The 12837-nt window shown below is 71.8% G+C and carries 8 protein-coding genes; 5 read left to right on the forward strand and 3 right to left on the reverse strand.

Annotated elements, in window-relative coordinates:
• The first annotated feature begins 70 nt into the window (after positions 1 to 70).
• Positions 71 to 1348, forward strand: a complete 1278-nt coding sequence (locus ACIBCK_RS15085; RefSeq protein WP_399390267.1) for an ABC transporter substrate-binding protein — start codon at positions 71 to 73, stop codon at positions 1346 to 1348.
• Between the two features lie 28 nt (positions 1349 to 1376).
• Here the strand turns inward: ACIBCK_RS15085 and ACIBCK_RS15090 are convergent, their stop codons facing one another.
• Together ACIBCK_RS15090 and ACIBCK_RS15095 are read right to left on the reverse strand one after the other, a co-directional pair.
• Entirely contained in the window at positions 1377 to 3821 is a 2445-nt protein-coding gene (locus ACIBCK_RS15090; protein WP_399390269.1) for a hypothetical protein, read from the reverse strand.
• A gap of 295 nt (positions 3822 to 4116) precedes the next feature.
• Positions 4117 to 5505 (reverse strand): transcriptional regulator, encoded by a 1389-nt coding sequence (locus ACIBCK_RS15095; protein WP_399390271.1) that lies wholly within the window; start codon positions 5503 to 5505, stop codon positions 4117 to 4119.
• Positions 5506 to 5802: 297 nt separating this feature from the next.
• Between ACIBCK_RS15095 and ACIBCK_RS15100 the strand changes: the two genes are divergently transcribed.
• From ACIBCK_RS15100 to ACIBCK_RS15110, 3 genes are all read left to right on the forward strand, one after another.
• Positions 5803 to 6450 carry a bifunctional DNA primase/polymerase gene (locus ACIBCK_RS15100; RefSeq protein ID WP_367043043.1) on the forward strand — a complete coding sequence of 216 codons (648 nt, stop codon included), beginning with the start codon at positions 5803 to 5805 and terminating at the stop codon, positions 6448 to 6450.
• Positions 6451 to 6556: 106 nt separating this feature from the next.
• Positions 6557 to 7339: an ABC transporter ATP-binding protein gene (locus ACIBCK_RS15105; protein ID WP_399390273.1), complete on the forward strand. Its 783-nt coding sequence runs from the start codon at positions 6557 to 6559 to the stop codon at positions 7337 to 7339.
• Positions 7336 to 8931 (forward strand): transporter, encoded by a 1596-nt coding sequence (locus ACIBCK_RS15110; protein WP_399390275.1) that lies wholly within the window; start codon positions 7336 to 7338, stop codon positions 8929 to 8931. Before ACIBCK_RS15105 ends, ACIBCK_RS15110 begins: the two co-directional genes overlap by 4 nt.
• 277 nt (positions 8932 to 9208) lie before the next feature.
• On the opposite strand, the gene iscB is transcribed toward ACIBCK_RS15110, so the two are convergent.
• The gene (gene iscB, locus ACIBCK_RS15115) at positions 9209 to 10570 is read right to left on the reverse strand and encodes an RNA-guided endonuclease IscB (protein ID WP_399390692.1); all 1362 of its coding nucleotides are present in this window, start codon (positions 10568 to 10570) and stop codon (positions 9209 to 9211) included.
• Between the two features lie 668 nt (positions 10571 to 11238).
• Between iscB and ACIBCK_RS15120 the strand changes: the two genes are divergently transcribed.
• On the forward strand, positions 11239 to 12612 hold the full coding sequence (locus ACIBCK_RS15120; RefSeq protein ID WP_399390277.1) for a PAS domain-containing protein: 1374 nt from the start codon (positions 11239 to 11241) through the stop codon (positions 12610 to 12612).
• The last annotated feature ends 225 nt before the right edge of the window (positions 12613 to 12837 follow it).

Raw genomic sequence — 12837 nt, forward strand, 5'->3', positions numbered from 1 at the left:
TCATTCACCTTCTTGTCACCATGCGTTGAGAGCGCGTCACTCCATGGTTGGCACTGCGACGGAATCGTGCATGACCATGCCCGTCTCGCGACGCACCTTGCTCCCCCGCCCCTCCAAGTCCACAGCGCTCACCGCGGTCGCCCTGGCGGCGTGTGCGTCCCTGACCACCGCGTGCGGGGTCATCCCCGGCTCCGCGGGGGAATCCGGGGAGGATTCCGTGACCGTGATGACCTGGGCCCCCGAGAAGACCAAGGCGACGAACAAACCCGGCGTCCCCGCGATGGCGCAGGCCTACGCACGCTGGGTCAACGCGAACGGCGGCATCGACGGCCGCGAACTCGAGGTCATCACCTGCAACGACCACAACGACCCGGTGGGTGCCGCCGACTGCGCCCGCAAGGCGGTCGACATGAAGGTCGCGGCGGTCGTCGGCTCCTACAGCCAGCACGGCCGGTCCTTCCTCTCCCCCCTCGAAGTCGCGGGCATCCCCTACATCGGCGGGTACGGCGTCACCGACGAGGAGTTCAGCAGCCCCCTGTCGTACCCCGTCAACGGCGGGGAACCGGCGCTCATGGCGGGCAACGGCCGCCAGCTCGCCGCCCGCTGCGAGCGCGTCTCCCTCGTACGCCCCGACACGATCGCCGGCGACGATCTGCCGGGGCTCCTGGACGCGGGCCTCGCCGAGGGCCATCGCAAGCCCTCCGCCGACGTACGGGCGCCCGAGGACGGCACCGACTACACCGCGCAGGCCGAGCAGGCGCTGGAGCGGGCGGGCACCGGCGGCTGTGTGACGGCGGCGCTCGGCGAGCGCACGGACACGTTCTACGACTCCTACCGACGCACCGAGGACGGGTACCCGACCGCGAAGATCTCCTCCGTGCTCGGCAGCGTCGACCAGTCCCTCGTCGACCGCACGGGCGGCGGCAAGGGTCCGTACGAGGGCGCCTACCTCACCGGCTGGTATCCCGCGGCCAGCGATCCCCGCTGGGACGACATGCGCGAGGTCATCCGCCGGCAGGCGTTCGGCGACAACCGGGTCGATCCGACGGACGCGGGCGTGCAGACGACGTGGATCGCCTACACCGTCCTGAAGCAGACCGTCGAGTCGCTCGACGGCGGCGAGGTCTCGTCACGGACGCTGCGGCGGGCCCTCGACAAGGGGCTCAAGGTGGAGACCGGCGGGCTCACGCCCACCCTGAGTTGGCGCTACAAGGACATGCTCGCGGCGAGCGACTTCCCGCGCCTGGTCAACGCCGACGTCACCTTCCAGATGGTGCGCGACGGCCGTCTGGTCCCGGCCCGCAAGGGGTTCGTGAACGTCTCGAAGACCCTGGAGCAGGTGAAGTGACCCGCCCGCTCCCGGCCTTCCCGGCGCCCTAGAGCTGCGACTTGTCGCGGGTGGTGAGCCCGTACTGCTTGGCGATGGTGTTCCACAGCCCGGCCGCTTCCTGCTTGGCCGTGGTCGCCTCGCCGCTCGACTTGTTCGCGGCGACCGCCTGCGGAGTCGTGCGGGCGTGGCCCTTCTTGCAGCCCTTCTTGCCCGCGACCTGGCCCGCCCACGCGGCGTAGTGGTTGTCGGCCGCGGCTGACGCCTTCCAGGCCTTGGTGAGGGAGGCCGTCAGCTGGGCGTTGGCCGGGAGCTTGTCCACGGAGAGCCCCGCGAGGCGGGTGACCAGGCCGTTGCGCTGCTTGGCCGCGTTGCGCAGATCGGTGGCCGACTTGGCGAGGTCGGTGCACTTCCCGACGTTGCGTACGGCGGCGATCACCGAGTCACGGCTGTTGTTGCTGTCGGCGAGGAGCTTGTCCAGGGCGATGGCCTGCTCCTCGGCGGGGTCGGCGGAGGGCGAGGGTTTCTCGTCGGCGGGCGCGGACTCGGAGACGGTCTTGGGACTGTCCTTCTCCTCGTCACCGCCACCGCCGCTGAGGAGGGCGCCCGCTCCGACGCCCACCAGCGCGATGACGACTCCGACGGCCGCGAAGAGCGGCACCTTCGATCCGGTGCGGCCTCCGCCTCCGCCTCCGCCGCCGTGCGGGGCGGGAGCGGCGCGGCGCGCGGCACGGCCCCCGCCATCGCCCTGGCCGTGGCCCGCGGACTGCGGCGGCTCGAAGCGGGGCATCTGCTGGGTCGACGCGGGGCCTTCGGGCTCCGCCTGCTCGGTACGGAAGAGACTGTCGAACTCGGCGGGGGGCTGCCGGTCGCCCGGGGTGCCGGGCCGAATCCCGAAGGGCGCCTTGCCGGGCTCCGCGGGCACGGGGGCGATGAACTGCGTGGGCTCGCTGTCGGAACCGGCCGCCGGGGGCATCGGCGAGCGCCCCAGGAACTGCGTGGCCTCCGCCGCGGGCGCCTCGGGCGGCAGGGCGCCGGGGCCTACGGGGGGTATGTACTGCGTGGCGCCTTCGTCGGCGCCGGGCGTCGCGGGTATGTACTGCGTCGCGTCCGCGTCACCCGGGGCGGCGGGCGGCAGCGGGGCGAGCCCTCCCGCGACGGGCGGCAGGGGCATGCCACCCCCGGAGCCACCGGAACCCCCGGGAGGAAGCTGGCCGGCCTGCGCGGCGGGCGGAAGCGGCTGTGCGGTCTGCCCCGGGTACGAGGCGTCCGCGGGCTGCCCCGCGTGGGCTCCGGCCGCCGTGGCTCCGGGCTGGCCCGCGTGGGCTCCGGTCGCCGTGGCTCCGGGCTGCCCCGCGTGGGCCCCGGTCGACGTGGCTCCGGGCTGGCCCGCGTGGGCCCCGCCCACGCCAGGCCCTGCGTAGGGCCCGGCGGCGGCGTGCGGCCCGGCGGGTGCGCCCTGGTGCCGGCCGCCGGGGGTCTGCCCTACGTGCTGACCACCCTGGGGCTGCCCCCCGTGGCGACCACCTTGAGCGTGGCTCGCGTGCTGGCTGTTCGGGGGGTGCGCTGCGTACTGGTCGCCCTGGGGCTGGCCGGCGTACTGCTCGCCCTGCGGCTGGCCCGAGTACTGGTCACCCTGGGGCTGGCCGGTGTACTGGTCGCCCTGGGGTTGGCCCGAGTACTGCTCACCTTGCGGCTGCCCGGCGTAGTGACCGCCCTGCGGCGGCCCTGCGTACTGCCCACCCTGCGGCTGACCCGCATGCTGGCCCTGCGGCTGACCCGCGTAGTGGCCCGGCTGCTGGCCCACGTGCTGCCCGCCCTGCGGCTGACCCTGCTGCTGGCCCGCGTACTGCCCGCCCTGCTGCTGGCCCGCCAGCTGCCCGCCCTGCGACTGGCCCGCCTGCTGCCCGCCCTGCGACTGGCCCGCGTGCTGGCCGCCCTGCGACTGGCCCGCGTGCTGGCCCCCCTGAGCGTGCCCCGCGTACTGCCCGCCCTGAACCTGACCGCCCTGGGCCTGACCGCCCTGCGGCTGGCCGCCGTACGAGCCGCCCGTGCCCTGCGCCCCGTAAGCGGCCGGAGTCTGGCCCCCGTAAGCGGCCCCCGGAGCCTGCCCGCCGTACGAGCCGCCCTCCGGCTGGCCGTAGGCGCCGCCCATCGGCCGGCCCCCGTACGAGCCGCCCTGCGTATAGCCCTGCTGCTGGCCGTGGCCGCCGTGCTGTGTGCCCTCGGTGGGGTGCGGTGCGCCCGCTCCGTACGGCTGCTGCGGGGGCGATGCGGGGTCCCAGGCCTGGCCCGAGCCGGGCGGCGGGTCCGCGGGGGCCGGGCCCCACGGCTGGCCCCAGGGGCTGCCGCCCGCGGGGGCCACGTGGTCGCCGGTGGTGCCGGGCATCAAGGGCTCGCTTCCGTCGGCAGGCAGCACGATGCCTTCGTGCGCGTGCCGGTCCGCGGGATGCGGATCGGAGGAAGCGGCGCCCTGCCCGCTCTGCTGCGTCACCGGGACTCCTACGAATGGGGGACCTACGGAACCGTCGGCTCACGCTACCGGGTCGCCACAGCCCTCTGCCACGCAGCTCAAACCTCCAGCGCCCCATCAATCGCGGAAGTAACAAAAGCTCTCCGCGAAACGCTGGTTACGTCACCAGGAGGGATCGGTCGCGAACGGGAGTTCGCCGTTCACGGTGCGGAAAGGGCCGGGACGGGCCACGTTCACTGGAGCGCGACACACATCACAAACCCTTCACGCACCGCGGAGACCACACCAGCCCCATACCGCCCCGGACCCCACTCCCTCACGCCGCCTGGACGTCCATCCGCGCCCCGAACTCCCTTACCACCGGCTCCTCCCGGTACGGATCGAGCCGCTGCTGGAAGTCCTCCAGATACTCGGCGCCGCGGTTCGACCGCAGTGTGCCGAGCAGTTCGACCGCCTTCAGGCCCGTGTGGCAGGCCTGTTCGACCTCCCGCCGCTGCACCTGGGCCGTGGCAAGGAGGACGAGGCCGATCGCCCGTCGCCGCGCCCGCGTCTCCGGATGCCCCGCGAGGGACTCCTCGGCACTGCGCGCCGCCGCGTCCGCCTGCCCCAAGTCGCGGTGGCAGTGCGCCAGTTCATCGGCGAGGTACGCATGGTCGAAGTGCTTGATCCAAACCGGGTCGTCGCCCGAGTCCCCCTCGCCGGCCGCCCGGTCCATCGCCTCGACCGCACGGCCCGCGACGACCTGCGTGGAGCGCCCGTCCCCGAGCAGCGCGTGCCCCCTGGCCTCGGCGGCGTAGAACATGGCCTCCGCGCGCGGGGTGACCCGCCCGCGCGTCCCCTCCTGGGCCGCCCGCGCCAACTGCGCGATCTCCCGCGGGTTTCCGAGCTGGGCCGCGAGATGGCTCATGGACGCGGCCAGTACGTAGCCGCCGTATCCGCGGTCGCCCGCGGCCTGTGCGAGGCGCAGCGCTTGGATGTAGTACCGCTGGGCCAGGCCCGGCTGACCCGTGTCCACCGCCATGTACCCGGCGAGTTCCGTCAACCGCGCGACGGCGGAGAACAGTTCGCGACCCACCGCCTCGCGGTAGGAGCCGGCGAGCAGCCCCGAGACCACGCTGTTCAGGTAGTGCACGACGACCGGCCGCACATGCCCGCTGCCGTACTGGTGGTCCAGCTGCGTCAGCGCCTGCGTCATGGCCCGCACCGCCGCCACGTCGGACGGCCCGACCCGCGGCCCTGCCATCCGGCCGACCTGCGCGTCCGGGGACGAGATCAGCCAGTCGCGGCTCGGCTCGACGAGCGCGGACGCGGCGACGGACGAGCCGGACAGGAAGTCCCGCCGCCCCACGTCACTGCGCCACAGCTCGCAGACCTGCTCGATGGCGCCGAGCACGGTGGGCGAGAACTGCAGGCCGACACCGGAGGCGAGGTTCTTGCCGTTCGCCATGCCGATCTCGTCGATCGTGACGGTCCGGCCCAGCTTGCGGCCGAGCGCCTCCGCGATGATGCCGGGCGCCCTGCCGCGCGGCTGCTGACCGCGCAGCCACCGGGCGACCGACGTCTTGTCGTAGCGCAGATCGAGACCGTGCTCCGCGCCGCACATGTTGACCCGGCGGGCCAGGCCCGCGTTCGAGCAGCCCGCTTCCTGAATGAGTGCCTGCAGCCTTTCGTTGGGCTGCCGCGCGACGAGCGGCCTTGCGGCCATGGCGTACCCCCTGATGTGCACCGTGGTTCATCTGACGGAGGGGCCGGAATCGGCCACCCCAGATGATCAATGCCCTTGGAACAAACGGAAGATGCACCACAAACGGACGATAAGTCGGTAACTGGGCATCTTCGGAGTGCCACAGCCTTGGCTACCCGCACATGGAACCCATTCCCCATGCGCGCCCCCGCCCGTGCACCCATGCGCCCCACATGCAGGATCGATGCTCCGCCCCCGCGCACGCGCGAGCCGTAACCGTAGGTGTCGGGCGGAGTTGAGAAGTCCGTGGAAGAGACCATGGGAGTCACGTCAGCCGCGCACATCCCGAAGCAGCGCGGAGAATCCTTGCTGGACACGGCCGTGCGATACGCGGAAGAGCGCCACTGGGACGTGTTTCCCGGGACGTGGCTCGAGTCCGTCGAGGGGGCCGAGATCTGCTCGTGCGGTGACACCGCGTGCACGACACCCGGTTCACACCCGGCGCGCGAGGACTGGGCCACGCAGTCGACGGGCAGCGCGACCGTCGCACGGCGCCTGTGGTCGAAGCAGCCGAAGGCGTCGATCCTGCTGCCGACGGGCCGTACGTTCGACGCGATCGACGTGCCGGAGACCGCCGGGTTCCTCGCCCTCGCCCGCATGGAGCGGATGGAGCTGACCCTCGGCCCCGTGACGTGCACACCCGATCGCCGGATGCAGTTCTTCGTCCTTCCCGGCGCCACCGCGAAGGTGCCCGACCTGGTACGCAAGCTGGGCTGGCCGCCCGCCGCCATCGACCTCGTGTCACTGGGCGAGGGGGCGTACGTGGCCGCTCCCCCGACCCGCTTCGGCGCGTCGGGCGCCGTGCAGTGGGCCTGCCGCCCCACCGCGGCGAACCGCTGGCTCCCCGACGCGGAGGAGATCATCTCCCCCCTGGCGTACGCGTGCGGGCGCGAGGCGCGGCGGTAGCCGGCACAGGGGGCGCAGACGCCGGACGGGCTGGATGTCCAGCCCGTCCGGCGTTCCGGCTGCCGACCGACGTATCGTGCGGAACCGGCGACGAAGGGCGGACACGGTGAGCGCAGAAGTACCGGCGGCTGTACGGGTGCAGGGGCTCTGGAAGGCCTTCGGCCAGCAGATCGCCGTCGCCGGGATCGACCTCACGCTCCCCGCGGGCAAATTCATCGGCCTCGTGGGCCCGAACGGCGCCGGAAAGACCACCACCCTCTCCATGGTGACCGGACTCCTGCGCCCCGACCGGGGCACGGTCGAAGTCGTCGGCCACGACGTGTGGTCCGACCCCGTACAGGTCAAGGCCCGCATCGGCGTCCTGCCCGAAGGGCTGCGTCTCTTCGAGCGCCTCTCGGGGCGCGAACTCCTCGCCTACACCGGGCGGCTGCGCGGACTCCCCGGCGACGAGGTCGACAAGAGAGCCACCCAGCTCCTGGACGTACTCGACCTCGCGGGCGCCCAGCACAAACTGGTCGTCGACTACTCGACGGGCATGCGGAAGAAGATCGGACTCGCCGCCGCCCTGCTCCACAACCCCGAAGTCCTCTTCCTCGACGAGCCCTTCGAAGGCGTCGACCCCGTCTCCGCACAGACCATCCGCGGCGTACTGGAGCGCTACACCGCGTCCGGGGCGACGGTCGTCTTCTCGTCACACGTCATGGAACTCGTCGAATCGCTCTGCGACTGGGTCGCCGTGATGGCCGCGGGCCGCATCCGCGCCCAGGGCACCCTCGCCGAGGTCCGCGGCGACGCCCCCTCGCTCCAGCGGGCGTTCCTGGAACTGGTCGGCGCGAGCAGCCGCGACACCGGCTCGCACCTCGACTGGCTGGGCGGCGGCACCCGATGAGCACGGCGCCCTCCCCCTCGGTCACCCCCGTCTTCGTACGGCTGAAGCTCTCGCTCCTGCGCAACGGCCTGCACCAGTCGACAGGACGCCGCGCCGCCTACATCGCGTCGGTCGTCGCCGCGCTCCTCGTCGCCGCGCTCCAGCTCCTCGGCCTGATCGCCCTGCGCGGCAACGAACACGCCGCCACCGTCTCCGTCCTGCTCACCGGCGTCCTCACGCTCGGCTGGGCGGTGATGCCGCTGTTCTTCGCCAGCGGCGACGAGACCCTCGACCCCACCCGCCTGGTGATGCTGCCGCTGCGCCCACGCCCGCTGGTGCGCGCGCTCCTCGTCGCGTCCCTGGTCGGCATCGGCCCGCTCTTCACCCTGTGCCTGGCGCTCGGCTCGGTCATCTCACTCGCACACGGCGCGACGGCGGCCGTCACCGGCGTCCTCGCCATCGCCCTCACCCTGCTCGTCTGCGTGGCCCTGGCGCGCACCGTCGCCGCCGCCAACATCCGCCTGCTGACCAGCCGCAAGGGGCGCGATCTGGCCGTTCTCAGCGGCCTGGTCATCGCGGTCGGCGCACAGGTCGTCAACTTCGGTGCGCAGCGCCTCGGTTCGTCCGGGCTCTCACAGCTCAACCCGGCGGCGGACGTCGTGCGCTGGATTCCGCCCGCGTCGGCGATCGGCGCCGTCGACTCGGTGAGCAAGGGCGCGTACGCCACCGGGATCGCCCAACTCGCCCTGAGCGCGGCGGCCCTCGCAGCCCTCCTCGCCCTCTGGCAGCGCAGCCTGACCCGCCTCATGACGACCCCCGACGGATCGACGCTCGCGGCGTCGGGCCCCACCAAGGCCCGCTCGGCACGGGGCCTGGGACGCCTGCTCCCCGGCGGACGCACCGGCACGGTCATGGAACGCAGCCTGCGTTACGTGTGGCGCGACCCGAAGACGAAGGCGGCCTGGGTGACATCCCTGGCCATCGGCCTCATCGTGCCGCTCTTCAACGCCCTCCAGGGCACCGGCTCCATCTACTTCGCGTGCTTCGCCGCCGGCATGCTCGGCGTCCTGATGTACAACCAGTTCGGCCAGGACACATCGGCGTTCTGGATGGTCGCGATGACGATCTCGTCGACGTACGACGCCTACGTGGAACTCCGCGCCCGCGCACTGGCACTCCTGCTGATCACCCTCCCGTACGCGACGCTGGTGACGGTCATCACGGCGGCCGTACTGGGCGACTGGACGGGCCTCGCGGAAGCCCTCGGCCTCTCCTTCGCCCTGCTCGGCGCGATGCTGGCCACCGGCGCCTGGTCATCGGCCCGCTTCCCCTACTCGATCCCGCAGGAGGGCTACAAGAACGTGGCCCCCGGGCAGGCGGGCCTGGCCTGGATCTCCATCTTCGGCGGCATGGTCGCGGCGGCCCTGCTCTGCGCCCCGGTGCTTGCCTTCACGATCTGGCTGCACGTCTCGGGCGCGAGCTCCTGGTCGTGGGTACTGCTGCCGCTGGGCGGGGCGTACGGGGCGTTGATCACGTACGCCGGCCTGCGGATGGCGGCGCCGAGGGTGGCGCGCAGGCTGCCGGAGATCCTGACGGCGGTCAGCAAGGGCTGAGTTCGCGCTGGCCCGGAACACAGACGACCCGCGAGCCATGGTCCCCGCCGTACGGAACGGCGGGGAGCCGGCCGGACGTACCGGCGGCTCGCGGGTCGGGTGACTGCTTGGGATTGGGCCGGCTGCACGCATCTCACACGTGCTGGTCCGGCGCCGAAACCGAGTTGCGACGACGGGCCACTAGCCCGCAGTCACCTCACGCGTCCGGTTTCCATACATCTGCCGAACCACCTCCTCTCCGTGATGACTCACACCATAGGAACCGGGTCGGCCCGGCTCAACCGGTTTTTCGAGACGACGGCGGAACGAGCTCCTGCCGGGTCTCGTAGGCGTATCCGTCGCCGCGTTGTAGCAGCTGCAGATTCCGGTGCGAAACGTTGAACCGACCCGTCGGCGAAGTGAGGGTGTGCTGGCCCCTGGCTCGTACCGTGATGCGTCCATTCCAGGTGCCCGCCCACTTCCCGGCGGGCACTGTCGCGCGTACGAGATCCCCGGTGACGTATCCGAAGTGCTGCTTGATGCGGACCCGGCGAAGCCGCGGGAAGCCGTAGCGGTCAGGGGTGGTACGGGCGTAGGAGCCACGTCCGGTGGCCTTCACGACCAGGACGCGCGCGGCCACTCGGACAATCCTGCCGCCGTTCTCGCAATCCAGGTCGCCAACGGCGAGGGCGTCGATGGTGTGGGTCTTTTCGAGGCCCATCGCGGTGCGGTTTCGCTGAGTACGGCTGCCCGGCCAGGCTTGCACCGGTGGGCCGAGAGCGCTCAGTCCCTCGATGAGCTGTCGGCGGGTCGAGTTCATCACCGCGGTGTCACGCAGCGGGGTCCGGGTCCGAGCAAAGATCTCCGCGAGGCGTTCCGGCCGGTGGGCAAGGAAAGCCGCGACGGGTGCGTTGCCCTTGGCCTGGTTACAGGGGACGCATGCCGGCACCAGGTTGGAGGTTCTGCTGGAGCCGCCGCGGCTGCTGGGGTGGACGTGGTCGAGGTTCAGAGGAATGCCGGTCGCTCCGCAATAGACGCAGGATCGGCCCCACACGGAGAGCAGGTAGGCGCGAGTGTCGGTTCCGGCATGTGCGCCGATCTTGTGGTCGGCACCTCTGCCCTGCTTGCCCGCGCCCATGGAGCGGGAGTCGAAAGCGACGCTCTCCACGTGAACCTCTGTGACCGGCGCATACCGGCAGAAGCGACTCGCGAGGGACAGGGTGGTGTCGATACGGTGCCGCAGCGACGGGGCGAGCCAACCCTCCTTGCGGCCACGCTTGTTGCTTCTCGGTGCGCGGTAGCGGAGATTCGCGGACCTCCGTCTGCTCCGGTACCCGGCGCGCCGCTTCATGCAGAGCTGGATCTGGGCTCCGCGGTGCCGGATCTCGGCCGTCATCAGGCCCCGGCGTACGAGGGCGGCCTCCCCGCGTTCGCAGATTTCCGTCTTCTCGTCCGTGAGCGCGAGGCCAGTCGTCTTGGATCCGGGATCGATGCGCAGTTGCACGCCATCGACTTCCGAGTCGGCGCGCATACGGTCCTTGAGCCGGATGCTGAAGGGAACTCGCCGATGGACGACAGCTCGACCCCTGGTGAGCAGTTCACGTGCGCGAGCGGGGTGGCACGGCATCAACGGCCTTCTGTCAGCGGCAAGGACGAACACTCTGCTCGCGCCTACGCCTCCGGTGTATGTGCGGTCCTTGGGAGCGTCACCGCTCCCGCTCTCTGTCGCCTCCGCCGCCAGGGCGGCAAGTTCGACGTGACGCCGACGGGGTCTGGCGCGCTGCCCGCCGGTCTCCCCTCGCCCATGTTCCTCGCCGGTGCCCCGCGCGGTGGCGGGGAGTCCGTGAGCCGTTTCGTCCTTGCTCCGGAGGGTGTCTGCTCTCTCGGATTCCAGTGCGGGCTGCTGAGGAAGCACAGCCCGGTGGGTCTGCTCACCTGTGGGAAACGTAGTCATCGAAGGACGCCTTCCTTTGACCTGGAGGTCTTGATGACTTGGGCTGGTCACTCTGCCTGTCCGTGTGACGGAAAGCTCGGCCGTGGGCCGAGGAGCGAGTGACCCTTCGTGTGTATGTCCCGCCGACGCTAGCGATCACCCGTCTCCTGGCGAGCTGGATCACGCAAGCTCAACCAATTGTGCGAACCTTTGAACGGGCGTCTGATTTCAGGCAACCGCGCTCGCTCTCAACCTTTCGCCGGCAACGATTTCGTCCGACTTCTGGGAAGTACCTGTGGGGTGCGTCACGTTCGAGTTCAATGATCTGACGTGCGGTACACGCGGAACTCGCAGAACATGCAGCTCATGAGGACACGGCCTGCAGGGGGTGCCAGGTGAGTGCTTCCCGGCGTAGCGGAACCACCGACGAGCTGGGGCCGGAGGAACCCGAGCCCGGTGGGGCCGAGTTGCTCGCGGCGTTGTTGGACGGGATGGACGCCGCCTTGTGTGCGTTCGATGCCGATGGGGTGGTGACGCACTGGAATCGTGAGGCCGAGCGGATTCTCGGGTGGTCGGCGGCGGAGGCCGTCGGGCGGCAGGGGTTCGCGGGGTGGGCGGTGCGGACCGCCGATGCCGAGGAGGTCGAGGCGCGGCTCCTGTCGGCCATGGAGGCGCACGGGCGGCAGGTGCACGAGTTCGCGCTCCTGACGAAGGACGGCGGGCGCGTGCTGGTGCGGACGCAGTCGGCCGCCGTGCGGGGCGGGGACGGTAAGCCCTCCGGGGTGTACTGCGCGTTCAGCGAGGTCCATGCGCAGATCGACCTGGAGCGTTCCATCGCGCTGAGCGAGGCCCTGTTCGAGAACGCGTCGTGGGGTGTGGTGCTCGTCGACGCCGACCTGCGTCCCGCCGTGGTGAACGAGCATGCCGCGCGGTCGCTGGGGATGGGGCGTTCGGCTCTGCTGGGGCGGCCCCTCGGGGAGTTGCTCGGGCAGGGTGTGGAGGAGCTGGAGAGCGCGCTGAGTCATGTGCTCGCCGAGGGGGCTCCGCCGGCGCCCGCCGAGATGTGGGTGTCCGTGCGGGCCACGGAGAGCGGTGAGCCTGAGCGGCGTTGCTGGCGCAGCGGCTTCCTGCGGCTCGCGTCGCCGCTGGCGGAGGAGCCGGTGCCGCTGGGGGTCGCCTGGCTCTTCCTGGACGTGACGGAGGCCAAGCAGACGGAGCAGGAGGCGGCGCAACTGCGTTTTCGTTCGCAGCAGTTGCATCGGGCGGCGCGGGCGGCGGGCGAGTGCGAGGACCCGACGGAGGCGGCGACGGTTCAGCTGGACTTCGCGCTGGCCGGCTTCGCCGATCACGCGTTGATCGATCTGGTGGCGGGTGAGGGGGGTCCTCCGGTGCGGCTCGTGCGGGCCGCGGCCACGCCCGCGGGGGCTCCTGGTCCGTGCCTGCCGGTGGCCAAGGCGGGCCTGCCCGTCCGCTATCTGGACGGCCACCCGGCTCCGCAGTGCGTGGACCGGGTGGGCTCCGTACGGGCGAGCGCCGGCACCGCGCCGCCCGAGCGTGCCCGGGAGTGGGCGGCGGCCAGGCAGTGGCCGGAGGACTCGGTCCACGCCCTGTGCACGGTTCTGCGCAGTCGGGGGCGGACGCTGGGGGTGGTGACGTTCCTCCGGGGGGCGAGCCGTACGCAGTTCGAGCGGGCGGATGCGGCGTATGCGGAGAGCGTCTCGGCGAGGGTTGCGGCCTCGCTTGACCTGGCCCAGGTGCGGGGCGGCTGAGGGTCGGCTGCCGCCGGGGGGTACGGGGCTTTCCGGGCCGCTGCTTCCCTGCCGGGGGCGGTTGTTTCGAGGGCGCCGTGTTTCTCCCTGCCGGGGGGACGGGGGTTCGAGGCCGCCGCGTTTCCCTGCCGGGGGGGGCGGGGGTTCGAGGCCGCCGCGTTCCCCTGCCGGGTGGGCGGGTGTTCAAGGCCGCCGCGTTCCCCTGCCGGGTGGGCGGGTGTCCAA

The organism is Streptomyces sp. NPDC051218 (assembly GCF_044455475.1).
Lineage (GTDB): Bacteria > Actinomycetota > Actinomycetes > Streptomycetales > Streptomycetaceae > Streptomyces.